Source organism: bacterium, from assembly GCA_023150945.1.
Lineage (GTDB): Bacteria > Zhuqueibacterota > Zhuqueibacteria > Zhuqueibacterales > Zhuqueibacteraceae > Coneutiohabitans.
The window spans coordinates 217,684-243,966 of the sequence record JAKLJX010000006.1 but is presented as its reverse complement, the minus strand read 5'-3'; the positions used below and the strand labels follow the sequence as shown (position 1 = coordinate 243,966).

Sequence of the window (26,283 nt, the reverse complement as noted above, 5' to 3'; positions counted from 1 at the left end):
CGCAGAAGATTTGAGAACCCACTAATTTCGACAAGTTCGCCTCAGTTACTTTGACTTCATATGTCCATCCACGCAACCTATCTCGAGCTCATGCGCCGCCTGCGCGAGCTGGGGCGGCAGGAAAGCCGTCAGCACTGGCTTGGCCGCCTCGGACTGTTGATCACAGCACTCGCGGGCGTTGCGCTGTTGGCACCGCTGCTGGCGCACGGCGTTGCCGCCAGCGTCTCACTTCGCTGGCTGCTGGCGCTCGCGAGTCTGGCTGTCGTGGGCTATGCCGCCTGGCGACTTGTGCTGCAGCCGATTTTGGCCGGCTTGGCGCAATCGGCGAACGCACAATCCCATGAGCTTGCCCTGCGTGTCGGCAAACTGCAACCGGAGGGCCAAGATCGCTTCGCCAATGCTTTGCAAGTCTATGCCGACGCCGCGCCGGCCGAAACCAGTGCCGTGCGCCAAGCGCTCGCCGCGGCGGCGCTGCAGCAGGCCGCCGAACAAGTCAACACGCTCGATTTCGCCAAGATCATCGATCGCGTCACACCGCGTAAAAGAATGCGGACTGGACTTGGCGCCTTTGTGCTCTGCATGCTCACCTGGGGCGCCGCGCCGCAATTCATGTCCACCGGCGCGACCGTCGTCCTCAATCCCCATCGCCAAATCATTGAAACCGCCACCCAATTCTCCGTCACGCCCGGCGACGTGGACATCGTGAAGGGCGAAGATTTGATTGTCACCGCCCATCTCAATCACCTGAGCGCGGAAGCGCTGCAACTGGAGTGGCGATTCGACGGCGCCGAGGCCGCCCATCAAGTCGCCATGAAAAACACCGGCAATCTGGCGTACATGCACCGAATCGAACGAGTACGTGCGAGCCTGGCTTACCGCGTGCAGCTCGGCGGCGAAAACAGCCGCTGGTACAACGTCACCGTGATCGAACCGCCGCTGATTCGCTCGATGCAAGTTACCGTCAACCCTCCTGACTACACCCGGCGGCCGCCGCAAGTGCTCGCGGAAAACCTCGGCGATGTCGTGGCACTGCCCGGCGCGCGCGTCTCGCTGCAGCTCAAAGCCAACAAAGAGCTGCGCGCTGCCGCACTACAATTCAGTTGGAATGCCACCTTCCCGCTGCAGCACGCCGGGGAAGTGGCGAGCGGCGAATTCAAGATCGATCGACCCGGCAGCTACACGATTGTGCTGGAAGATGTCAAGGGCTTGCACAATTTCGATCCCATTCAATATCGCATCGAACTGGAAACCGATCAAACGCCGAGCGTGCGTATCGCCTTCCCGGGCCAGGATGTCGATCTCGATGAAAGCATGCAACTGCCGCTCACCGTGCTTGCGGAAGATGACTATGGTTTTTCCTCCGCGGAAATCGTGTACGAACACGTGCCGAGTCTCGGCGGCGAAAGCAGAAGCGGGAGCTGGCCGCTGCCCTTCAACGAGCGGCATCAGCCGCGACTCACACTGCAGGCAATTTGGGATTTCACTACGCTCAATATGCAGCCGGATGATATCGTGCGTTATTTTGCGCGCGTGCGCGACAACGACGTGGTGCGCGGCCCGAAAGTCGCGCAAAGCCAAACCTACCAGGTCCGCTTTCCCTCCCTTTATGAAATCTATCAGGAAGTGGCGGCTGCACAGAGCGAAACCGCGCAGGACATGCAAGAGCTTTATCAGCAGGCCCAACAGGCCAAAGAGAAGCTCGACGAGCTGGCGCAGCAACTGAAGAAGGATCCGAATCTCGATTGGGAGCAACGGCAGAAGCTCAGCGAAACCGCGGGCGCGACCGAGCAGATGCGCGAAAACCTGCGGCAGATGCAGGAGCGCCTCGACGAGATGATCGACACCATGGAGCGCAACGATCTCTTGAGCCTGGAGACCCTCAACAAGTATCTCGAACTGCAAAAGCTGCTGCAGGAGATCGATTCCCCTGAGCTGCAAAAGGCCCTGGCTGAGCTGCGCAAGGCGATGGAAACGCTCGACCCGCAGAAGCTGGAAGAAGCGATGAAGGACTTCCAATTCTCGCAGGAGGAATTCTTGAAGGGCCTGGAGCGCACGGTCAACCTGCTCAAGCAACTGCAGGCGGAACAGAAGCTCGATGAAGCGCTCAAAAAGACGGCGGAGCTGCTGGAGCGGCAGCAGGAAGTCAACGAAGAGGCAGCAAAGAATCCTGACACGCAAACGCGCGAGCAAATGGCGGCGCAGGAAAAGGGCCTGCAGCAGGACAGCGAGTCGCTGATGCAATCGCTGCCGGAGCTCTCTTCACTGTTGAATGAACTGCAGCAGCAATCACCGGCGCAGAAGGTCGAGTCGGCGGCGCAGATGATGCAGTCGGAAAACCTCTCCGGCGAGATGCAGCAGATGTCGGAGAGCCTGCAACAAGGGCAGATGACGCAGGCGCAGCAGCAAGGCCGGCGCGCGGCGCAAACGCTGCAGCGCATGCGCGAGTCGCTGGCCGGCGCACAAAAAGAAATGCGCGAGAGTCAGCAGCGCTATGCCATGCAGGCCTTGCAGCGCAGTTCGCTGGACCTGCTGGCGCTCTCCAAGCGCCAGGAGCAGCTCGGCGGCGAATCCGGCAATGCACAAAGCGACGGCATGCAATTCAATCATAATGCCGATCAGCAGCAGGAATTGCTCTCCGGCCTCAGCCGCGTGGCGGAACAGCTTTATCAAACTTCGCAGAAAAGCTTCGCGGTCACGCCCGAGGTGGCGCGCGCCGTTGGCCAGGCCATGAACAATATGCAAAACGCCTTGCAGCAACTCGAACAACGCAACGGCCGGCAGGCGGCCAACTCCCAACGCCAGGCAATGCAGGGGCTGGATCGCGCGGTCGCCGGCTTGCGCGCAGCGATGCAACAGATGAGCGGGCAGCAGGGCATGGGGATGGGCATGGAGCAATTCATGCAACGCTTGCTCGGCCTTTCCGGTCAGCAGCAGGGCATCAATCAGCAGACCGAGGGACTCACCGAGCAGGGCATGAGCGCGTTGCAACGCCAGGCGGCGATGGCGCGCATGGCCGCGGAACAAGCCGCCGTGCAAAAAAGTCTCGAACAATTGATGCAGGAATTCGGCAATCGCGGCGAGATTTTGGGCCGCCTCGACCAGACCGCAAGCGACATGGAAGAAGTGGTGAAAGACCTGCAACAGCAACGCGTCAATCGCCAGACCTTGGAACGCCAGCAGCAAATCCTCTCGCGCATGCTGGATGCGCAACGTTCGATGCGCGAGCGCGATCACAGCAAGGAACGCCAGGCCGAACGCGCGAAAAACTACCGCAGCCTTGATCCCGGCGTCCTGCCCGGCGACCTCGGCGAACGCAAAACGCGAATGCAGGAGGATTTGATGAATGCCCTGCGCGAGAAATATTCCCGCGATTACCGTGAGCTGATTCAAAAGTACTTCGAAGCCCTGACCCGGCAGGAAGAGGGGGAGAAGAAGTGAAGCCTGCCCTGTGCCCGCAGTTTGAACAAGCACCCCCGTCCGTCGACCGCACCTTGGCACGACGAGAACGCACTCTGATGATCACAGGAAAATCATGCCGCCCGCCGGCAACACCGGCCGTGGAATTAGCCCAAGCAAGCGATTTCTCCCCGGGACCGGCGCGGCGGCGCGGCGGCGTGTTGTTGTTTCTCACCTTGGTATTTGCGCTTCCGCTCGCCGCGCAAAATCCCCAACTCAACGCGGCCCGGCTCAATCAAGCCCAGACGTACGAGCGCGTCGGCCAGTACGATCGGGCGGCGGAGCTTTACCAATCCTTGTTCGACAGCGACCCGCGCAACGGCATTTATTATCAAGGTTTGAAACGCAGCTTGTTGAGCTTGCGGCGCTATGATGCGCTGCTGGCTGCCATCAACCGGCGCCTGACAATCATCAACGATCTCAATACTCGCATCGATCTCGGGGTCGTGCTTTACAATCAAAATCAACAGGAGGCGGCGCGGAAGTACTGGGACGATCTGCTTGCCAGTTTTCCCTCCACCGGCACCTACGCGGCAGTGGCCGCTGCAATGAAAGAAACGCGCGCCCTTGATGAGGCTCTGCAGGTTTACCAGAACGGCCGCAAGCGCTTTGGCCAGGAATCGCTCTTCGCGGTGGAACTGGCTGAGCTGCATCTTGCCAGGCTCGATTACGAGGCCGCCGCTACGGAATACTTGCGCCATCTGCAGGCCGATGTCCGCCAGTTGCCGTTTGTGCAGCGCCGTCTCATCGAGTTGGTGAGAGAATCCAGCGAGGCTGCGGCACAAGTCGAGAAGGCAATCAGCGCCCGCCTCCGCGAGAGCGCGAACGCCATCGAGCTGCGGCGCCTGCTGGCCGCGGTTCTGCTGGAAAACCGCCACTATGCCGCCGCGCTGGCAGAATACCAAGCGTTGGAGCAGCGCGCCACGGCGCAGGCCCAAGCCGGCACCGAGATCTTCAATTTTGCCGAACAAGCGCGCCTGGCAGGCGCGTGGGAACATGCGGCGCAAGCATTTGAAATGATTCTGACCGACAATCGCAAATCGCCCTTCACCAACCCGGCTGCGCTGGGGCTGGCAGAATGCCATGAGCAGTTGGGGCAATACCGCCAGGCGCTGGATGCCCTGCAATCGCTGATCACGAAACTGGGTGAGAACAGCCGTAACCCGTGGGTGACGCGTGCGCTGTGGCAGCAGGCGGAGATCTATTTCACTCACCTCAAGGACATGCCGGCGGCGATCAGCACGTACAGGAAAATCTACGAAAGCGCCGCCGACCCCAACGCCAAAGAACGCCTCGAGGCCATTTTCCGCCTGGGCGACTGTCATGTCGCCCTGGGTGACCTGGAGCAGGCGAAAAAATGGTACGAGACGGCGCGGCGCTTCGGCGCCAATCGTCCCCTTGTCGAAGACAAGATCAAATTCTCGCTCAGCCGGCTGGAGTTCTACCGCGGCAACTTCCGCGCGGCCAAGAATACCCTCGAGGGCGTGGCCGCCTCGCCGACGCGCAGTAACGAGCAGGAGAGCATGGTGAATGACGCACTCGAACTGCTGCTCTTGATCGATGCGAATCTCGCGGACAGCTTGACCGCGCTGCGGAGTTACGCACGCGCTGAGTTTCTCGCCGTCAAGGGCAAACTGGGTGCGGCCATCGACACGCTGCACGCATTGGTCGCGACCAATCCCAATGCCCTCATTGTTCCCCAGGCGATGTACAATATCGCACGCTGGCAGATCGACGCAGGCCAGTATCCCCAGGCGGCTGCCATGTTGCAGGCACTTCTGGCCCAGCATGGCGAGAGTATCGTCGCGGATCGGGCGCTCTTTCGCCTGGCGGAATTGCATGCGAACCAACTCAACGATTACGCCCAGGCGCAAAAGCTGTATGAGAAACTGCTGGAAAGCTATCCGCAAAGCCTGTATCTCGAAGAAGCGCGGCGCCGCGTACGCAGCCTGTCGGACAAGTTGAAACCGATGTAGCCGGCCAGTGGTGAGTTCGGCTTGTCGATGCCCAACCCGGACGAGCCGAAACCCACGAGGGCCAAAACACCTGCAAAAACGGGAAGTTGCCAGGGCCGGCAGAGAAATGATTCGCGTTTTCTCATTCATGATTGCAAGCAGCGAATGAAGGATGGAAAGCGAGTCAAAAGAATGTCGGCACCTCTGCTCGCGCGAATGGAGATGGCCGTCGGCTGCTTCAAAGTGAATTTGTTGTCAGGGAAGCACTGAAGTATTTCTTCCAACTGATAGAGACAACCCAACTGATACAAGTTTCATCCCGCGGTTGGGATATTGCTATCAGTTGGTGCTTCTTTTTGAATGAAGATTCAACCGCGTTACGGGGTAAGCTTTTACCTTGTACCTTGACCATAACAAGGTAGCATCACCCAACAATACCCGTGGAGTACAAGAAGCATGCGCAAAATCTTCGGCGCTGTTTGCAGCCTATTGTTGCTCTCGCCGCCTGCTTTCGCACAAAAGACGCTCATCCCGATGGATTTGCAGCAGCCCGATCATCTCAAGGCCTATGGCATCGCCTATTGGGCGCTCGATCGCGGCATCAATGTGGAATGGTTGCTCAATTATCGCGGCGGCTCCTTCATGCTGGACCAATACAGCGAAGTCGAGCGCGAATGCCGCGTGCGGGGGGTGGGCTTCGCAAGCATCGGCGGCGGCCAAGCAGCACAAGTCTACGCCGAGATTGAAGGCGCCAACATGGAAGTCGTGTTGCTCGAAAAGGCGCCGGCAATTGCCATCTACACGCCGCCCAACAAACAGGTGTGGGACGACGCAGTGACACTGGCGCTGGATTACGCCGAAATCCCCTTCACCACATTGTGGGATGAAGAGGTGCTGGCTGGCAAACTCGAGGAGTACGACTGGTTGCATTTGCATCACGAAGACTTCTCCGGCCAATACGGCCGGTTCTATGCGAGCTATCACAACGCCACGTGGTATCAGGAGGAAGTGATCAAGAACGAAGCCGTGGCCAAAAAGCTCGGCTACAAGAAGGTATCAGAATTGAAGAAAGCGGTGGCGCGTACGATCAAGGACTATGCCGCTCGCGGCGGCTTTCTCTTTGCCATGTGCTCGGCCACCGACACCATCGATCTGGCGCTGGCCGCACAAAACACCGACATCTGCGCGGCCATCTTCGACTATGACCCGCCGGCGCCCAATTGCCAGCAGGAACTCGATTACAGCCAAACGCTGGCCTTCACTGATTTCCAGCTCGAAATGAACCCGATGGTGTATGAGTTTTCGGATATCGACTATCCGCCCAGCTACAACCCCGCGCTGCGCAGCGCCGAGGCCGATTTCTTCACGCTCTTCGAGTTTTCGGCCAAGTACGATCCCGTTCCCACCATGCTCACTCAAAACCACGTTTCGGTGGTGAAGGGATTCATGGGACAGACGACCGGATTCAAACGCGAGTTGATCAAGAAGCAGGTCACCATTCTCGCTGATGTGCCGGGCACGCCGCAGGTGAAGTATCTCCACGGCAACCTCGGTCGCGGCACCTTTACTTTCTTTGGCGGACACGACCCGGAAGATTATCAGCACATGGTCTATGATCCGCCCACCCAGCTTTCGCTGCACAAGAACTCTCCGGGCTACCGTCTGATTCTGAACAATATTCTCTTTCCGGCGGCGAAGAAGAAAAAACGGAAAACGTGATTGCCCCGGCGCAGCCCGGAATTCAGCATTGCATCAATGCCAATGTGTGCTATATTCGTGGTCGGGCTGTGCGCATCGAAAGTCTTCAAACCATGGCGCATCCGGAAACAAAAACCATCGCGCTGACGCTGGGTGACATCAACGGCATTGGTCCGGAGGTGATTCTCAAAGCACTGGCGCAATGGTCCCCGCCGCCGCAGGTTCGGGTCGCCCTCGTTGGGCCCGCGTCTGCACTACGTTTCTGGCAGGCCAAGCTGCAGTTGGAGCAAAGCATCCCTCTCATTTCAAGTGTCGCAGATTGGGAGGCGCCGGCTGCGGTGGCGTTGGTGCAAGCTGACTTCGGCGAGCCGGCGATAGCAATCGGCAGTTGGAGCAAAGCTTCGGGAGCCGCCGCGGCGCAGGCCCTGCTCTACGCGATCGCGTGGGCGAACAAAGGAATGGTGCAGGCCATCGTCACCGGGCCGATCGCCAAAGTGGCCCTGGCGGCCGCGGGCTACAACTATCCCGGCCAAACGGAATTCATTGCGGAGCGCCTCGGCGCCGGGAACTTTGCGATGGTGCTGATGGCGGGCCGTTTTCGCGTGGCGCTGGTCACCACGCATTTGCCGCTGCGCGAGATTGCCCCGGCAGTGACCGCCGCGAGGATTCTAACAAAGCTGCGCGTGCTGCAGCAGGAATTGCAGCAGCGCTTTGGCATTGCCACTCCCAAAATTGCAGTCACGGGCCTGAATCCGCACGCCGGGGAATCCGGCTTGCTGGGCGACGAGGAAGAGATGCAGATCAAACCGGCGATTGCGCAAGCGCAGCAGGAGGGCATTGCGGCGAGCGGGCCTTATCCCGCCGATGCGCTGTTTGGCCGGTATGCGAGTCAGCTTCAGGCAGCAGAGAGTGGCGGAGCACTATCATTCGATGCTTTTTTGGCGATGTATCACGACCAGGGCCTGATCCCGCTGAAGATGCAGGGCTTTGGCCGCGCAGTGAACTACACCGCCGGTTTGCCGGTGATTCGCACTTCGCCGGATCACGGCACCGCGTTTGATATTGCCGGCCAGGGCATCGCCAGTCCAACCAGTATGATTGAGGCACTGCAACTTGCTGTGGATATCATCACCGCGCGCGGCGGAAGTCGAACCGTATAGTTGTGTCGCGGAATTCTACGATCACCTCATGCGGCACGTCAACTATCCGCGCTGGGCGGATTATGTCATGGCGCTTTTTGCGCTGGCGGATCATCCGGAATCCGCAGCGCCGGCACAGCGCGGCAGCGGCCGGCGCGTTTCGCACGTGCTGGAGCTGGCCTGTGGCACGGGCCAATTGCTGACCGAACTGGCACGCAGCGGATATCAAGTCTATGGCTGTGATCGCGCCCAGGCCATGGTAGCCGCGGCACGGCGGCGGCTGTTGCAGCACGGTTTGCCGGCGAGCGTCTGGTGCGCGGACATGCGGGCAGTCGTCACCCAGATTGAAGTCGACGCTGTCCTGTGCCTGTATGACAGCATCAACTACTGCCTGCAGGAGGAGGACTTGCAACACCTCTTCATCGGCGTCGGGCAACTGGTCCGCAGCGGTGGTCTGTTCATCTTCGACATTTGCACGCAACACAACTGCCGCCGGAACTTCCGCGATTATGTCGAGAAGGATGCCACCGCGGATTTTTCCTACACCCGCCATGCTTATTACAAGCCCTACCAGCGGCTGCAATACAACGAGTTCATCATTGTCGACGAAGCCAATCGCGACCGGGTCCTGCGCGAGAAACACCTTCAACGCATCTATACCATCAAGGAAATCCGCGCGCAAGTCGCTGCCAGCGGCCGGTGGCGTGAGGTCGCTTGCTACAGTGGCATGTCACGGCGGCCCGGCAGCGAGAAGGCGGAACGAGTGCATTTTGTGCTGAAACGAATCCCGGGATCCGAACCGGCTGCTAGCGGGAGTGACCCACGATGAATCTTGTCCGGCTCTCCAATGTGGCCCTGCAGTATCCCGGCGGCGACGGTTTGAAATCGGTGAATCTCACTGTGCGCAAAGGCGAATTCGTCTTTCTGGTCGGCCCCACCGGTGCTGGCAAGAGTACGGTCTTGCGCATGATCTATATGGCGGAGAAACCCAGCGATGGCACGGTGGTGGTGGGGCGGTTCAATTCCAAAACCATCACGTCCGGCCAGATTCCGCTGTTGCGGCGCCAGCTCGGCATCGTGTTTCAAAATTTTCGTCTGCTGGAAGACCGCAACGTCTATGACAACGTCGCCTTTGCCTTGATCGTCACCGGATGCAAGCAGCGCGAGATCAAACGCAACGTACTGCGCGTGCTGGCGAACGTCGGCCTGAGCCACAAGCGCTACAGCATGCCGCATGAACTTTCCGGCGGTGAACAGCAGCGCGTGGCCATCGCGCGCGCGCTGGTGAACAATCCCTTCGTCCTGCTGGCGGACGAGCCAACCGGCAATCTCGATCCCGTAGCCACCGCCGGCATCATGGAGCTGCTCGACAAAATCAACGCGCGCGGCACCGCAATTCTCATGGCGACGCACCACTACAACCTGGTGGAAGGCGTCGGCAAGCGCGTGGTGCGCATCGAAGGAGGAGTGACGATCAATTGAGCTGGTGGTACTGCTTCAAAGAAGGCATCGACGGGCTGGCGCGCGCGAAAATGGCGGCGCTGATCGCCGCGCTCACGGTGGCGGTCGCGCTCATTCTCATCGGCATATTCACGATCACGACTTTCAACCTGGTCGAAATCGTGGCTTCGCTGCGCAGTCGCATCGAGTTGGAAATCTTCGTCGACAACAGCCGCGAGGAGGCCGGCATCCAACGCCTGCGCCGGCAGATCGAAACCATGCCGGGAGTGGCGCGGGCGCGCTACATCTCGCGGGAAGAGGCCGCGGAAATCTTCCGAAAGGAGTTCGGAGAGGATTTCATCGATCTGCTCGCTTCCAATCCGCTTCCCCCTTCCTTTCAAATCGCCCTGCAAAAGAGCCATCAGCATGCCCTGGCCGCGCAACAATTGGCAAGTAAGCTGCGCGCGCTGGAGGGCGTGGAAGAGGTCGTGTATCGCCGCGATTTCGTGATGCGGCTGGAACGCTATCTCGACTTTGCCATGATCGCCAGTCTGGTTGTCGGGCTGATCGTCGGCTTGGGATCGATTTTCGTCGTCATCAATCACGTTCGGCTGGTGGCCTATGCCAAGCGCCATCTCATCGAAACCATGCAACTGGTGGGCGCCAGCCGCTTTTTCGTGCGCGGTCCATTCGTCATTCAGGGGTTCATTCAAGGAATGCTGGGTGGAGGAGTGGCCGCTGCTTTCTTCTTTCTGCTCCAAAAGCTCTTCCTCGTGGCGTATCCTGACCTCGTGCGCACACCGGTGTGGTTCCTGCCGGCATTGATCGGTGGCGGGGTGCTGCTCGGGCTGGTAGCCGCGCATCTGGGCGTGAGAAAATACCTGGAATAGCGGAAACTCCCGCGGCCACAAGCAGCGGCGCTTCCGGCTGTGTCGGTCTGCTCTCACCCTCACTGGTCTAACTGCGCTTTCAGACCGCAAATCTTCAGTGACATTTCCTGCCGATCGGCGGTGCGTAGCGCGCTCGCCCGCTTCGCCAACTCCATCTCTGCCAATCGAAGATCACATGACTGCTGCAGCGACGACAGTCGCGCCGAAAGAAGTCCTTGCTGTCACAAGGTGTTTCACTTTTCTTTAAACAAATTTAATTTCTGCTTGACAATCAGAGGCCTTTTTCTATATTGCCGCAGCCAAAAAAGAAATGACCCTGGTGGAGAAAATGTGGATAACTCATCGGAGTTGCTTCTAAGGACGGACTAAACTCAGATTTTGCTGGCTACTTTCATCTTCTCCCCAAGAAACCGTGTCTTCTGGGCGTAATCATGTTATAAGTTATAGAGTTGCGCTAGCCGGGGCTACGCAATTCGTTTTTCCGAAGACAAAGCCAGATTTTCAATTCATAGATTTAGCAGCCTTGGACAACCTTTTATCCACAGCGGCTGTGGATAACCTGTGATTATCTCAACTCGGCGAGGTCATTCCCACCTATGCTACAGCAACAGTCAGCAGAGCAGACCTGGTCAGAATGCCTATCTGTCATTCGCGAGCACCTACCCGATTCCACCTTTGGCACCTGGTTCGAAAGCACACGGGGAAAAGAGTTTGACAACAAAACGATCACCGTACAGATTCCCAACGACTTTGTCTACCAATGGCTGGAAGGCCACTATCGCGAACTCGTGCACAAGGCGGTCTTTCAGGTCACGGGGGAGGAGTACAAAGTCGTGTACGACATTGTCAGACCAGAAGCAACCGAAGCACAAGTCAGCGACAAGCAGCCGGAGGGTATCTCCGCGCCCCAGGCCCGCCTGACGCATGATCCTGCCACGCAACTCAGTCCACATTACAAATTCCAAAATTTCGTCGAGGGCTCGAGCAACCAATTTGCCAAGGCGGCTGCCGTTGCCGTGGCGGAGGCGCCGGGGAAAACCTCGTTCAATCCGCTGGTGGTATACGGGGGGGTGGGGCTGGGCAAAACGCATCTGATCCAGGCGATTGGCAACTTGTCGCTGGAGCGCGGCACCGTGGGCCGCGCCTTGTACGTTTCCAGCGAAAGATTCACCAACGAATTCATCAGCTCCATTCAAAACAACAAAACCACTGAGTTCAGCTCCAACTACCGCAACGTCGATTTGCTCATTGTCGATGACATTCAGTTCTTCATGAACAAGGAGCGGACGCAGGAGGAATTTTTCCATACCTTCAACGCGCTTTACCAAAAGGGAAAACAGATTGTCCTCTCTTCGGATCGTCAGCCCAAAGAAATCAGCGGCATCGAAGATCGCCTGCTCTCCCGTTTTCAATGGGGCCTGGTAGTGGACATTCAACCGCCCGATTTGGAAACGCGCATCGCCATTTTGCAGCGCAAAGCCGAGGAAAATTCCATCGATCTGCCCAGCGACGTCATTCAACTCATCGCACACAACGTCACCAGTAACATTCGCGAGTTGGAAGGCTCGCTGATCCGGCTGCTGGCCTTTGCCTCGGTCCAGAAGCTCGACATCACTCTGGCGCTGGCCAAACATGTGTTGAAGGATATGTTCATACAAAAGTACCGCAATCTTACCGTCGAAGACATTCAAAAGGAAGTGTGCGAATACTACAAGCTGCCCGAGGACATGATGCGGGCCAAGACGCGCAAGAAGGAAGTGGCGCTGGCGCGGCAGATTGCGATGTATCTGGCCAAAAAGTTGACCAAACATTCGCTCAAAACCATCGGCCTGCATTTCGGCGGGCGGGATCACACCACCGTCATCCATGCCATTGAGCAGGTCGAAACCATGATGGAAGCGGACTCGCAAATCAAATCCGAGGTCGAGGTGCTCAAACAAAGACTGAGCGCCTCCTGAGCAGCCGTTTGCCACTTCCCGCCTTTTTCCATGCGCTCCACAACGCGACGCCCTGCGCGCCTGCCGTCCGCGCGGCGGCGCGAGCGATTATTTCCCGGCCCCTGTTGTTTGACCAATCCACAATACTGCGATTCTCCGGCGTCGCAATGGCGTGCCCTGCGCGCGCCAATTGTGCCGTCTGCTTCGCAAAAAAACGTTCGGGCGTGCCAATGTGGCATCTGGATAACTTTGTTGAAAACGTGTTAATTCTGGTGAATTGCATGTTGATAAGATCACCGAAGGAACGGAAGTCTCACGTCGATTCAACCTGCCAACATGTTATCCCCACAGGACTCACACACCAACGTCACCACAGGCGCGTGATTTAGAAGACTCAACTCGAAAGAATCACAACAATCTATCGCGGAGATGACGAAACGTTATCCACATATCCACCGCCCCTACTAGAGACGATAAAGAATCATCTTGATATTAAAGCCAATAAATCGTATTTTTTGATATTCTTGAACCAATTCGGGTGACGGCCAATGAAATTCACGATTCCTCAGAGTGCCCTCTATCAAGCACTCCAGCGCATGATTTCAATCATTCCGCTGAAGACCACGATTCCAATTCTGACCAACATTCTGTTTGACCTGCGCGGGAACCGGTTGCAGCTCACCGGAACCGACCTCGAAGTTTCCATCATCACGGGCCTCGATGTCATTGGCGAGAAAGATGGCTCCGCAGCGTTTCCTGCCAAGCGGCTTTTTGATCTCGTGCGCGAATTGCCGGACACCCCACTGGGTCTGGAAGCGGACAGCAGCCACCGCTTGACCATTCAAACCGATCGCGGCAACTACAAGATCGCCGGGGAATCGAGCGATGAATATCCCCATATCGCCACGGAAAAACAGACGACGCAATTGATCTACCGCGGCAGCCGTTTTGTGAATCTGGTCGAAAAAGTGATCTTCGCAGTCAGCGCCGATGAACTGCGCACGACCCTGATGGGCGTCCTGCTGGAGATTCGCAAGGATGAGTTGCGCCTGGTGGCCACCGATGGTCATCGCCTGGCCAAGGTCAGAGATCTCAAATTTACGCATGACGGCGCCGCCGATCAGGTCGTCATTCCGGTCAAAGCGCTGCATCTCCTCGGCCGCAATCTCGATGGTGTTGACGACATGACGATCGGGATGAGTGCTGAGCACATCACCTTCCAAGTGGGACAGTCGACGATCTACTCCAAGCTGATCAGCGGCCACTACCCCGCGTATGAGCGCGTGATTCCGACAGCGAATCCCCTGACTATGACCGTCGACCGCGAGCTGCTGAGCGCCACGGTCAGACGATCGAGCATCTTTGCGAACCAACACACGCGCCAGATCAGATGGGAACTGCAGCCGGGCAGTCTGACGATTCATGCCCAGGACGCCGAAATGAGCGGGGATTCCCATGAAACCATCGCCGTGGAATACAGCGGTGACCAGATGGAGATCGGCTACAACGCCAACTATGTTTTGGAAATTCTGCGGCATATTGACACCGAGCAGGTCGTGTTCAAACTGAAGGACACCAGCAGCGCCGCCATCATCGAGCCGTTACCGCAGCCGCAGGATCTGGACGTGATGATGCTGTTGATGCCGATCCGCATCAATGAATGAAATATGATCCTGCGCCGGATGTGCCTGCGCCAGTTTCGCAACTACGCCACGCTCGATCTTGAGTTTTGCGACACCCTCAACTTCATCTGTGGCCGCAACGGCCAGGGCAAAAGCAATTTTCTGGAAGCCGTTCATCTGCTGGGTGTGACCCGCAGTTTTCGCGCCAGCCCCGATCGCGAACTGGTCCAGTTTGACGGCCGCGGTTTCGAAATCATGGGAGAGTTCTTTGACGAAGCGATGGTCAAACGCCAGGTGGCAGTGTGCTACAGCTTTGCGGCCGGCAAAGAGATCAGCCTCGACCGCAAACGCCTGGCGAGCAGCGCTGCGTTGATCGGCAAGTTTCCCGTGGTACACTTTGCTCCGGAAAGCCATCGCATCACCAGCGGGGCGCCGGCCGAGCGCCGCCGATTCGTTGACATGTTGCTGTCGCAAAGCTCGGCGGCCTATCTGGCGGATTGGCAGGCATATCACCGCGCGCTGAAACAGCGCAATGCGCTGCTCAGCCAGAACCAGGGCAGCAGCCCAGACTTGTCAGCGTGGAATCAAACCCTGGCCATTCACGGTTGCAGGATCATCGCCGCGCGGTACCAGTTTGTCGAATCATTCGCGACTATCGTGTTGCAGGCCTATCGAGACATTTCGGCATCTTCTTCCTCCCTCCATCTGAGGTACCACAGCCAGCTCGCGGTTACCGAGGTGACGCCTGACCACTATCACAAAATGCTGGCCGGCTCCCGCGTGCTCGAGAAGCGCCGCCGACAGACCCAGGCCGGGCCGCACCGTGATGATTTTGGTTTCATCCTCGACGGCCATGATCTGCGCGGATTCGCCTCCCGCGGCGAGCACAAATCCACGCTGCTGGCGCTTAAAATGGCGGAAGCCACCTATCTCGAAGAAAAATCCGGCACCGCGCCCATCATTCTGTTGGATGATCTGCACTCTGAGCTGGATGCCACGAGATTTGCCGCAACGCTCGAGCACTTTCAGCGGCGCGGTCAGTTGTTTGTCACCTCGCTCGCACCACTGCCGGAAAACGTCGCGGCGGCGCGCTTTGAAGTGACGGAAGGAAGGATGACGAAAGTGAGTCACCGGCAGGCGGCGGAATCTTGACCAGCGGGCGGCCAATCAGTTGAGGGAACGCGAATGGCGAAATCCCTGGGAGATGTGCTGCAGGAATTGCTGCATCAGTACGGTCTGGCGCAACGCGTGAAAGAGTTCGAAGCCATGAATCTCTGGCCGGAGGTGGTCGGCGAGCAAGTGGCAAAAGTCTCTGCGGCCTGCGATGTGCGCGACGGCTGTTTGTACGTGGAGGTCACCAACAGCGTCTGGCGCAACGAACTGTACTACATGAAGCCGGAGATCATCGCCAAAATAAATCGCAAGATTGGACAAAATCTCATTCACGACATACTGTTGGTCTGAAGCCGGCGGCGATGAAAACGAGGTCAAGACCATGGCCACAATCAAAAAGAAATCGTCTACCCCCAAAAATGTGAAGCGGAGCGATGGCAGGACAACCGCCGCCCAAGTCATGCCGGAAATGGCCAGCAAAACGGCGGCACCGAATCAGCAACCCAAGCCCGAACCCAAGGTCAAGGACATCAAGACGAAGCAAAATCAGGAAAAACCCATGAAAAAAGTGGAAGTGTTGGAATACAAGCAGGCAAGTGCAGAACCGGAAAACGGAACGGCGAAAACAGGCAGTGACAACTACACTTCGGAAGCCATCACGGTGCTGAAGGGGTTGGAAGCTGTGCGCCGGCGGCCGGCAATGTATATCGGCGACACCTCGGTGAAGGGCTTTCATCATCTCGTTTATGAAGTGATCGATAACTCCGTTGATGAAGCGCTCGCCGGTTTTTGTGACACCATCGAGGTCACCGTCAACAAGGACGGCAGCGCCACGGTGGAAGACAATGGCCGCGGCATCCCGGTGGACACCCACAAGGAAATGAAAAAATCCGCCCTGGAAGTGGTGATGACGGTGCTGCACGCGGGCGGCAAGTTTGACAAAAAATCCTACAAAGTCTCCGGTGGTTTGCACGGTGTCGGCGTGTCAGTGGTGAATGCTTTGTCGGAATGGCTGGAAGTTTATGTCGCGCGCGATGGCAATCTCTATCACCAGAGATATGAACGCGGCAATGCCGTCACCCCGGTGAAAGTCGCCGGCAAGCGCAAGACCACCGGCACCAAAGTCGTCTTCTCTCCCGACCCCGAAATCTTCGGCAAGCGGAAATTCAGCTTCGACATTTTGGCCGAGCGCGTGCGCGAACTGGCGTTCTTGAACAAAAACCTCAAACTCGCGATCACCGACGAGAACACCGGCAAGGCCCACAAGTTTCAGTACAAAGGCGGCATCGCGGAGTTCGTCAAGTATCTCGACGAAGCCCGCGAGCCGATCATGAACAAGCCGATCTACCTCGAGGGCGAGCGCGAGGGCGTGCCGATCGAAGTTTCGCTGCAATACAATGACGGCTACAACGAAAACATCTTCACCTACGTCAACAACATTCACACGATCGAGGGCGGCACGCACATGGTCGGCTTCAAAGCGGCGCTCACGAAAACGATCAACACCTACGCCACCAAGAACAACCTGCTGAAGGAAAAGGACAACATTCAAATCAGCGGTGACGACGTGCGGGAGGGCTTGACCGCGGTGGTGAGCATCAAAGTAGCGGAGCCGCAGTTCGAAGGCCAAACCAAGACCAAGCTCGGCAACAGCGATATTCGCGGTATCGTGGAATCGTTTTGCAATGAAGGATTGGCGGCGTTCTTCGAGGAGAATCCCTCGATTACGCGCAAGATCGTGGAAAAGTGTAAAGTCGCGGCGCAATCGCGCGAGGCGGCGCGCAAAGCGCGGGAATTGACGCGCCGTAAATCCGCGCTCGACGGCGGCGGCCTGCCCGGCAAGCTGGCCGATTGTTCCATCACCGATCCCGAGCATTGCGAAATCTACATCGTCGAGGGCGACTCCGCCGGCGGCTCCGCCAAGCAGGGCCGTGACCGCCGCTTTCAGGCGATCCTGCCGATCAAAGGCAAGATTCTGAACGTCGAGAAGGCGCGCCTGGACAAGATTCTGTCGAACGAAGAAATCCGCACGCTGGTCACGGCGCTCGGCACCGGCATCGGCAGCGACGATTTCGACCCGGAAAGATTGCGCTACGGCCGCGTCATCATCATGACCGATGCTGACGTCGACGGTTCGCACATTCGCACGCTGCTGCTCACCTTCTTCTTCCGCTACATGAAGCAGCTCATCGAGCAAAGCCGGATCTACATTGCGCAACCGCCGCTCTACCGGGTCTGGAAGGGCAAGGAAGAGTATTATTGCTATGACGACGACGAAAAGGACGCGGTGCTGAAACGCTTCGACAACAAGGACAACGTCAACGTGCAGCGCTACAAGGGCCTCGGCGAAATGAATCCTGAGCAATTGTGGAAAACCACCATGGATCCCGAGCAGCGCGCCATGAAGCTGGTCACCATCGAAGAGGCGTATCAGGCGGACGTGCTGTTCTCGACGCTGATGGGCGACAAGGTCGAGCCGCGCCGCAAGTTCATCGAGGAGAATGCGAAGTATGTGAGGAATTTGGACGTGTGAGGAAAGTTAAGAATTCGCCAAAGTCAACGCCTGTCATAACCACGCCGGACGAAGCCCTCCCAATGATTACTGATCCCGATGGTAATCCGGTGGGGATGATTCAAAAGAAGGAATAGATTAACGAAATGACAGCCAGTGACCTGTCCTCTCTGAAAGTCGATCGCAACGCCTTTGCTGTGGGTTCATTGACTGAAGACTCTGATGAAAAGTCATACTGGCGCTCGCGCACGCCGGCTGAACGCCTGCAGCACATTGAGCTTTTACGCCGGATAAACTATGGAACTGCGGCTACCGCTCGACTTCAAAGAGTTCTTGAGTTTGCTCAACGCCAAGAGAGTTGAGTATTTATTGATTGGGGGATATGCCGTCGGGTATCACGGCTATCCGCGCGCCACAAACGATATTGACGTTTGGGTTGGCATTAGCCCCGAAAATGCCGAGCGCATCGTGGCGGCTTTGCGTGAGTTTGGTTTTCATGCGCCAGAACTGTCCGCCAGCCTGTTTCTCAAAGAAGATAGCATCATACGCATGGGTATTCCTCCCATGCGAATCGAAGTGATAACCGGGATTTCAGGAGTTCGTTTCGATGAGTGTTACGCGGAACGAGTCGTCGATACGCTGGAGGGCGTTCGCGTCGATATCATAAGTCTACACCACTTAATGAAAAACAAAAAGGCCAGTGGAAGGCACAAGGACTTGAACGATTTGGAAAATTTGCCGGGAGCCTGAAGCAATTGCAGCCAACCAGAAAAGCGATGCGTATTCCAATAATCACCTTAGGCCACGCCTTCGCGATGATCTCTGATCCCGAACGTAATCCGGTGGGGATGATTCAAAAGAAATCATAGAGTTTTGAAATGAATGCCGATATTTTTTCGCCTGTGCAAGATGACACCGAGTTCAAGACAAATGCACTGCGAATGGAAAGAGTGATTCATATCCTTCAGGATCATATCCAATCCCATGATGCTGAGCGGCACAGTCACTCGCTATAATGGTAGAATTGCTTTTTGAAATTTGAGAATCAGCAGGGAATCATGGACCTCAAACGCGACAAAATCATCCCGGTGTATCTCGAGGAAGAGATCAAGGATTCTTATCTCGATTATTCCATGTCCGTCATTGTGGCGCGCGCGCTGCCCGATGTCCGCGACGGTTTGAAGCCGGTGCATCGCCGTGTGCTCTACGGCATGCACGAGTTGAGTCTGCGGCCGAATGCGGCCTACAAAAAGTCCGCGCGCGTGGTCGGCGAAGTGCTGGGCAAGTACCACCCGCACGGCGATCTCGCGGTGTACGATACCATCGTGCGCATGGCGCAGGATTTCTCGCTGCGCTACCCGCTGGTCGACGGCCAGGGCAACTTCGGTTCGGTGGACGGCGATTCGCCGGCGGCCATGCGGTACACCGAAGTGCGGCTCACGGCGATCGCCGAGGAAGTGTTGCGTGATCTCGAAAAGGACACGGTGGCGTGGAATGCCAACTTCGACGAAACACTGAAAGAGCCGGCGGTGATGCCGACGCTGCTGCCCAATTTGCTGGTGAACGGCTCCTCCGGCATTGCCGTGGGCATGGCCACCAACATTCCGCCGCACAACCTCGGCGAAATCATCGATGCGCTGCATGCGATGATCAAGAACCCCGACCTCAGCATCGACAAGTTGATGAAGATCGTCAAAGGCCCGGATTTTCCCACCGGCGGAATCATCTATGGCACCGAGGGTATTGACGAGGCCTACCGCACCGGCCGCGGCCGCATGCAAGTGCGCGCGCGCACCGTGCTGGAAGAAGTGCGCGGCGGCCGCCAGAACATCATCGTCACCGAGCTGCCTTATCAAGTGAACAAGGCCTCGCTGCACGAAAAGATCGGCGAGCTGGTGCGCGATAAGAAGGTCGAAGGCATTCGTGACGTGCGCGACGAGAGCGACCGCGACGGCATGCGCCTGGTGATCGAGCTCAAAGGCGATGCCGTGCCGGAAGTGGTGCTCAACAATCTCTTCAAGCACACGCAAATGCACGTCACCTTCGGCGCGATCATGCTGGCGCTGGTCGACGGCGTGCCCACCGTGCTCAACCTCAAGCAGATGCTGCAGCATTTCCTCGATTTTCGCCATGAGATCGTGGTGCGTCGCACCAAATATGAACTCGACAAGGCCGAAAAGCGCGCGCACATTCTCGAAGGCTTGCGTATCTGCATCAACAACATCGATGAAGTCATCGCGCTCATCAAGAAGGCCAAAGATCCCCAAACCGCCAAAGAAGGCTTGATGAAGAAATTCAAGCTCACCGAGATTCAGGCGCAGGCGATCTTGGACATGCGGCTGCAGCGTCTCACCGGCCTGGAGCGCGAGAAGATCGAAGCCGAATATCGCGAAGTGCAAAAGCTCATCAAGGACCTGAAAGCCCTGCTGGCGGACAAGGGCAAGCGCATGGAGCTGATCGCGAAAGAGCTGAAGGAACTGCGCGACAAGTATGCCGATGAGCGCCGCACCGAGATCGTTTCGGAAACCAGCGAGTTCACCATCGAGGACATGATCGCCGAAGAAGACATGGTGATCACCATTTCGCACGGCGGCTTCATCAAACGCTTTCCGGTGTCGAGCTATCGCCGGCAGAGCCGCGGTGGCCGCGGCGTGACCGGCGCGAAAACCGGTGAAGAGGACTGGGTCGAGCATCTCTTCATCGCCTCGACGCATCACTACGTGCTGTTTTTCACCACCCAGGGCAAATGTTACTGGGTGAAAGTGTACGACATTCCGCAGGCCAGCAAGGGCGCCAAGGGCCGGGCGATTGTGAACATGCTCTCGCTGGCGCCGGAGGAAAAAGTCGCAGCCTTCGTCTCGGTGAAGGAATTCGACGAGAAGCATTTCGTGGCGTTTGCGACCAAGAACGGTATCGTGAAGAAAACGGCCTTGAGTGCCTTCTCCAATCCCCGCAAAACCGGCATTGCCGCGATCAGCATCGAAGATGGTGATGAGCTGATCGAGGCCAAGATCACCGACGGCAGCATGGATCTGATGCTGGGGACGCACAACGGCCAGGCCATTCGGTTTCACGAGAATGAAGTCCGTGAGATGGGCCGCGGCGCCAGCGGCGTCAAGGGCATTGACCTCGAGAAGGGCGACTTCGTGGTCGGTATGGTGGAGCTCAAGCGCGAAGCCACGATTCTGGTGGTGAGCGAAAACGGCTACGGCAAGCGCAGCGAACTGAAGGACTACAAAGTCCAGCATCGCGGCGGCTCGGGCCTGATTACGCTGAAAGCCACCGACAAGACCGGCATGATGGTGGACATCAAGGAAGTCGTCGATGATGACGATCTGATGATCATCACCGAGAAGGGCGTGGTCATCCGCCAAAAAGTGAAGGACATCAAAGTCATCAGCCGCAACACGCAGGGCGTCAAACTCATCAAGCTGGACAAGGATGATCGCATTGCGGCGGTGGCGCGTGTGGTGGCAGAAGACGAGGAAGAGAGCGAATAGCGAAAACGTTGCGCCTTCCAGCGCCGCGGGCAAATCGCCCGCACAACGTGTCTCATGATTGTGCCCGCGAGGGGTGATTGTGCCCCGCGGGCAGGACGACCATTCATGCCAGAGGACATCCAAAGCTCGGCGGCGCCGGCCGCCGCCAGCCGCACTCGGCGGCGCGCCAAGCGCGATTACTGGGAAAAAGAGCGGGAGAAGCTGGTGATCGCCCTGGAGGAGCGGCTGATCGCCAATCGTGACGGAATTCCCCTGCGCGAGCTGTTGGCCGCGGAGATTCCCGAGATTCTCAAAGGCTTGTTCCGCCAGCGGGCGCACAAGCTCGTGCGCGAAGAAAAGCCGCTCGGATTGCATACGCTGCGGGAATACGAACTGGATGATGCCGAGCTGCGCCAGCAATTGCGGCGGCTCCGCGATATGCTGGCGGAACGCCTCGTGTTTGACCGCTCCGAACTCCGGCCGGTGTTGACGTTTGGCGTGAGCCTGCAATTCGACGTGCTTGCCAAACCGCGCAGCGCGCTCGAACATTTGCTCTATCGCCACGAAGTGGAACGCGAGCGGAATGACATTGTCATAGTCTTGCGCGGCCTGGGCGAGGAGCAGCAGTATTTGCGCGGCCTGCTGGATCGCATTGCCGCCTACCCGCCGGGTCCGGTTACCAAAGAAGCGTTCCATGCCGCCTGCCACCAAGTGGAATTGGAGGTGTATGGCAAGGATCCGGTGCCGGCCCTGGTGCAAGACCTAAAGCAATACCAGCGCTATTGCGCCGCGCTGCTGGGCACCGCTGCGTCGCAAGATGGATTTCTCATTGACAATCAAACCGTACTCGCCATGCTGTTCGAGCGCAATCTGGCCGAGCTCGCGGAAAACCTGCTGCCGGAGTTCACCAAAAAGGAAGCGTGGGAAGTCACTGAAATCGAGTCCCTGGTGGCGCGGCACCTCGAGAATGGCACGGCGACGCTGCCGCTGGCGGCGCGCGAAGGCGCTGCACTGGTGTCGGTGGATATGACCAAGGTTTTGGAAGAGGCCGCCAGCGAAATCGAGAGTCAGCTCGTGCAGGCGGCGGTGAGCGATTTGCAGCACGCGCCCCCGACGACAACCGCGCCGGCTCCGGCCGGCATCGTGATTCGGGAGAAAGCCGATTGGTATCCTGCCGGCACAGAGCCCATTACGGTGAGTCAGGCGGTTGCGCCCGCCGAGGTGACTGTGCCGGTGCCGCAGCAGCCGGAGGCAGCCGCCGAAGCAGCGCCCGCGAACAAGCTCAAGATTCGTTTCGATACGGAAGAGCCGTTGGTGCATCGCGCCAAGATCGAGCAACAACCCGCCGGACCGTTTCCCTCGCTGTATCACCTCATCGACGACAAAAACCGCAAGGCCTTCATTCGAAAGATCTTTCAGCGTGACGCGGACGCCTATCTCGAATTCATCGACCGGCTGGAACCCCTGCAAACCTGGAAGGAAGCCAAAGCGCTGCTCGACGCCGAGCTGGGCCTGCGCAACGTCAATCCCTATTCCAAGGAAGCCGTGCAGTTGAGTGACGTGCTGTTTGGCAGATATTTCAGCAAGCGCTGAAGAAGTGAGCGCCCTGCGAATTTGATCGGTGGGCGAACAGGATAGGAAGAGTTTTCCTTTGCGGTTTTCTGCTTGGTTCTGCACGCATTCCATCGCAACTGCCTGGCCGCACGCGATCATTCTGCCCCCGTCTCCGTCGTCTGCAAACACCTCCTGACGGATTTTCCCTCGGCAACGCCCCCTGCAATCACACCCGTTTTTGCTGTTATGCCGCTGCGCCCTCCGCATTTCCTCGGTTCAGCCTTCGGGCTTTGTGATCAAGGATCTTTTGGAATCTTATTCTGACTTTGATCGCCGCAAGGCTTTTCATCCTTTGCGGCGGCGGCCGCGATTGGCGTCGTGAGCGCGCGGCGTTCCACCGCTCTGACGTGCGGGCCGCGTTCTTTGAATCGCAAATTCGGCTTGCTTTTGTTTCCCTGTGGCCTAGATTGCGGGCATTGCCACGAGGGTCGCGGGCGTGCCCAATGTTGGGAAATGTAAGGGGAAATGAATATGCCGAACTTCTACAAGTATTGTCTGGCGGCTGCCGTGCTTTGTTTTCTCCTTCAATCTCTCGGCTGCTATCGGAAATTTTATGAATCGGCGACGCCAACGATCAACGTAGTGGAGCCGTCCCAGTCGCCTACGCTCAGACGCCTGACAGTCGACATGATTGAATACTATCACGTCACCACGCCGAAGCTGTGGAAATTGAGATACTATCTGGAGAATACACTCATCTTGCAGCACGTCCGGCACGCAGGCAGCAGCACCGTGACTGCCAGCCGCGGGTTGATACTGAATCGGCGAATTAATCAGGATGAAATTGTCTTCAACAACATGTCTCCGGGCAGTGCGGTACAAATAAGGCAGTCGGTTGTTCCCTTCTACCGGTTTCCCTTTGTTCGGCTGGTCTACCGCATTTCTGTTCAATTTGAGCGTGACCGCCGGTACTCCCTGGAATTTGAGCCCAACTTCTGTGGAGAATACGTGCTGCGGAAAACGTTTTGGTGTGAGAAGGTCAATTACGAAGATCGCATGTTCAGCAGCTTGCTGTCCGGCATCGATAATTATCTGATGGTCGATGCCAACGCCATCGACGAGGTCAACCATAGGCGTCGCATCGTTTCCGACATCCGGTCAGACCGCTGAACGCGCTGAAGGTGCGGAATTGAAGCCGTGGAGGAATGCAGTGTCGAAGTACGAACAGATCGATCTCGCTCGCGTCAAAACCTATCCGGTGCAGCAGCGTCTCAGCAAGGTGCATCGTGAGGAGCTGGCACGGCCGTTTCGCCGCGGGGATTTCTTTGAGACTTTCTATGACTCACTGCCGAACATCCTGGCGGCAAAGGATCTGCGTGAATTCGTCGAGCATCTGCTGGCAGCGCGGGCTCAAGGCAAGCCCATCATCGTGATGATGGGCGCGCACGTGATCAAAGTCGGGCTGTCGCCCGTCTTGGTGGACTTGATGCAGCGCGGCTTCATCACCTGCCTGGCGATGAACGGCGCCGGCGTGGTGCATGACACAGAACTGGCACTGTTCGGCCAAACCTCCGAGGAAGTTGCCGAGGGCCTGGCTGACGGTTCGTTCGGCATGGCCGCTGAGACCGGCGAGTTCATCAATGGCGCGGTGGCGCGCGCCCGCGGCCGCGAAGTGGGCTTGGGCGAGGCGATGGGAGAGGCGTTGGTAAAGGCACCGGGCGCAGGCGTGAAACTGAGCTTGCTGGCGAATGCCTACGCACGTGAGGTGCCGGTGACCGTGCATGTCGGCATCGGCACGGACATCATTCATCAACATCCCAATGCTGACGGTGGTGCTTATGGTGAATTGTCATATCGCGATTTCAAGATTTTCGCTGCACACGTGGCGCGCCTCAATCAAGGCGGGGTGGTGCTCAACCTGGGCTCCAATGTTCTCCTGCCGGAAGTGTTTCTGAAGGCGCTGACGGTGGCGCGCAATATCGCGCCGCCGGTCAACAACTTTTTCACCGCGAACTTCGACATGTTCAACCATTATCGGCCGCGGGTGAATGTGGTGCAGCGGCCCACCCTGCAGGGCGGCAAGGGCTACAATTTCATCGGCCATCATGAGATCATGATTCCACTGCTGGCCGCCGCCCTGAAGGAGTTTTCCTGAACAGCGTCTTTCCTCCGCGCTCCGGTTCTTCAGAGCGAATCCCGTCGTGAGCCTTGCCCCAGGTCGGCGCTGCGGCAGGTCGCGCTTCAGGCGCCGCGCAGTTTGCGCACGCCGGCCGCCAGCACCGTGACCGCCCGGTCGATTTCTTCCTCTGTCGTGTATCTTCCCACCGATAGCCGCAACGTGCCCATGGCATACTCACGCGGCACTTGCATGGCCTGCAACACATGTGAGATCACAATTTCGTCCGCGGAGTGGCAGGCGGCGCCCGCCGAGGCAGCCAACTGCTCGCCGATTTCCGCCAGCAGAGTGTTCGCCTGCACTCCCCGGAAACTTACGCTCAGCGTATTGGGCAGGCAATGCTCGGGATGGCCGTTGCGCCGCATCTCCGGCATCCGGCTGTACAAACCTTGCCACAGCCGTTCACGCAACGCGTGCATGCGCGCCATGTTTTGCGCCAAATCCCGCCCTGCCAGCTCGCAGGCCTGGCCCAAGCCCACGATACCGGCGACATTCTCCGTGCCGGCGCGGCGTTGTTGTTCCTGCTTGGCGCCGTGAATCAGCGGCTCAAGCTGCAGGCTGCGCCGCAGCACGAGCGCACCCACGCCCAGTGGCGCGTAAAGCTTGTGTCCCGCCACCGAGAGCATGTCCACGCCCAACGCGTTCATTTTGACCGGAACCTTGCCGACTGATTGTGCGGCATCACAGTGCAGCACCAGGTTGTGGCGGCGCGCGAGCGCCGCAAGGTCTGCCAATGGCTGCAGCGTGCCGACTTCATTATTGGCGTGCATCACGCTGAGCAGCGCGGTTTGCGGCGTCAGCGCGGCTTCCAGCTCGGGCAGTCGCACCCGGCCGTGTTCATCCACCGGCACAAACGTGACGCGATAGCCGCGCCTGCGCTGCCAATAGCGGCAGGCCTCACTCACCGCCGGATGCTCGATCGCCGTGGTGACGAGATGATTTCCAGCTTCCGGATAGGCCTCGAGAAAACCTTTGATAGCCAGGTTGTTGGCCTCGCTGCCACCGCTGGTGAAGATGATTTCCTCCGGCGCACAGCCGAGCAGATCAGCCACTTGCTCGCGCGCCCGCGCAATCGCGCTGTGGCATTGCCGGCCATAAGCATGACTGCTGCTGGCATTGCCAAAGTTGACGGTGAGAAATGGTCGCATGCTTTCGAATACCTCGGCAGCGACCGGAGTGGAGGCGTTGTAATCCAGGTAAATGGGAGGCATGGTTGCTCACAATAGCTTTTTGTGGCGGGAGGGTGCGGCAGATTCCCGTCAATCCGTTGGAAGCTTTGCCCGCCCGCGGGTTTGATGGTTTTGATCGTGAC

The 26,283-nt window shown here is 58.0% G+C and carries 18 protein-coding genes; 17 read left to right on the top strand and 1 reads right to left on the bottom strand.

Features of this window, described 5'->3' with window-relative positions; all coding sequences use genetic code 11:
• Positions 1-60: 60 nt before the first annotated feature.
• From L6R21_10530 to L6R21_10450, 17 genes are all read left to right on the top strand, one after another.
• Positions 61-3,438, top strand: a complete 3,378-nt coding sequence (locus L6R21_10530) for a DUF4175 domain-containing protein (GenBank protein ID MCK6559623.1) — start codon at positions 61-63, stop codon at positions 3,436-3,438.
• Between the two features lie 119 nt (positions 3,439-3,557).
• Complete coding sequence (locus L6R21_10525; GenBank protein ID MCK6559622.1) at positions 3,558-5,432, top strand: tetratricopeptide repeat protein; 1,875 nt, start codon at positions 3,558-3,560, stop codon at positions 5,430-5,432.
• A gap of 435 nt (positions 5,433-5,867) precedes the next feature.
• Complete coding sequence (locus L6R21_10520; protein MCK6559621.1) at positions 5,868-7,130, top strand: asparagine synthetase B; 1,263 nt, start codon at positions 5,868-5,870, stop codon at positions 7,128-7,130.
• A gap of 92 nt (positions 7,131-7,222) precedes the next feature.
• Positions 7,223-8,269 (top strand): 4-hydroxythreonine-4-phosphate dehydrogenase PdxA, encoded by a 1,047-nt coding sequence (gene pdxA, locus L6R21_10515; GenBank protein MCK6559620.1) that lies wholly within the window; start codon positions 7,223-7,225, stop codon positions 8,267-8,269.
• Entirely contained in the window at positions 8,223-9,077 is an 855-nt protein-coding gene (locus tag L6R21_10510) for a class I SAM-dependent methyltransferase (protein MCK6559619.1), read from the top strand. The genes pdxA and L6R21_10510 overlap by 47 nt, the downstream gene beginning before the upstream one ends.
• Positions 9,074-9,730, top strand: a complete 657-nt coding sequence (gene ftsE, locus L6R21_10505) for a cell division ATP-binding protein FtsE (GenBank protein ID MCK6559618.1) — start codon at positions 9,074-9,076, stop codon at positions 9,728-9,730. Before L6R21_10510 ends, ftsE begins: the two co-directional genes overlap by 4 nt.
• Positions 9,727-10,578 carry an ABC transporter permease gene (locus L6R21_10500; protein MCK6559617.1) on the top strand — a complete coding sequence of 284 codons (852 nt, stop codon included), beginning with the start codon at positions 9,727-9,729 and terminating at the stop codon, positions 10,576-10,578. The genes ftsE and L6R21_10500 overlap by 4 nt, the downstream gene beginning before the upstream one ends.
• A gap of 596 nt (positions 10,579-11,174) precedes the next feature.
• A complete protein-coding gene (gene dnaA, locus L6R21_10495) occupies positions 11,175-12,536 on the top strand; it encodes a chromosomal replication initiator protein DnaA (protein MCK6559616.1) in 1,362 nt (453 codons plus the stop codon).
• A gap of 527 nt (positions 12,537-13,063) precedes the next feature.
• A complete protein-coding gene (gene dnaN / locus L6R21_10490) occupies positions 13,064-14,179 on the top strand; it encodes a DNA polymerase III subunit beta (protein MCK6559615.1) in 1,116 nt (371 codons plus the stop codon).
• 3 nt (positions 14,180-14,182) lie between these two features.
• Entirely contained in the window at positions 14,183-15,289 is a 1,107-nt protein-coding gene (locus L6R21_10485; protein MCK6559614.1) for a DNA replication/repair protein RecF, read from the top strand.
• 33 nt (positions 15,290-15,322) lie between these two features.
• Positions 15,323-15,601 (top strand): DUF721 domain-containing protein, encoded by a 279-nt coding sequence (locus L6R21_10480; protein ID MCK6559613.1) that lies wholly within the window; start codon positions 15,323-15,325, stop codon positions 15,599-15,601.
• 31 nt (positions 15,602-15,632) lie between these two features.
• On the top strand, positions 15,633-17,783 hold the full coding sequence (gene gyrB / locus L6R21_10475; GenBank protein ID MCK6559612.1) for a DNA topoisomerase (ATP-hydrolyzing) subunit B: 2,151 nt from the start codon (positions 15,633-15,635) through the stop codon (positions 17,781-17,783).
• 276 nt (positions 17,784-18,059) lie between these two features.
• A complete protein-coding gene (locus tag L6R21_10470; protein ID MCK6559611.1) occupies positions 18,060-18,512 on the top strand; it encodes a hypothetical protein in 453 nt (150 codons plus the stop codon).
• Positions 18,513-18,820: 308 nt separating this feature from the next.
• A complete protein-coding gene (gyrA, locus tag L6R21_10465; GenBank protein MCK6559610.1) occupies positions 18,821-21,262 on the top strand; it encodes a DNA gyrase subunit A in 2,442 nt (813 codons plus the stop codon).
• 105 nt (positions 21,263-21,367) lie between these two features.
• On the top strand, positions 21,368-22,834 hold the full coding sequence (locus tag L6R21_10460) for a hypothetical protein (GenBank protein ID MCK6559609.1): 1,467 nt from the start codon (positions 21,368-21,370) through the stop codon (positions 22,832-22,834).
• 492 nt (positions 22,835-23,326) lie between these two features.
• On the top strand, positions 23,327-23,965 hold the full coding sequence (locus L6R21_10455; protein MCK6559608.1) for a hypothetical protein: 639 nt from the start codon (positions 23,327-23,329) through the stop codon (positions 23,963-23,965).
• Between the two features lie 40 nt (positions 23,966-24,005).
• Positions 24,006-24,950, top strand: a complete 945-nt coding sequence (locus L6R21_10450) for a hypothetical protein (GenBank protein MCK6559607.1) — start codon at positions 24,006-24,008, stop codon at positions 24,948-24,950.
• An 86-nt stretch (positions 24,951-25,036) separates the two neighbouring features.
• Here the strand turns inward: L6R21_10450 and L6R21_10445 are convergent, their stop codons facing one another.
• Positions 25,037-26,182 carry a cysteine desulfurase gene (locus L6R21_10445; GenBank protein MCK6559606.1) on the bottom strand — a complete coding sequence of 382 codons (1,146 nt, stop codon included), beginning with the start codon at positions 26,180-26,182 and terminating at the stop codon, positions 25,037-25,039.
• Positions 26,183-26,283 lie beyond the last annotated feature (101 nt).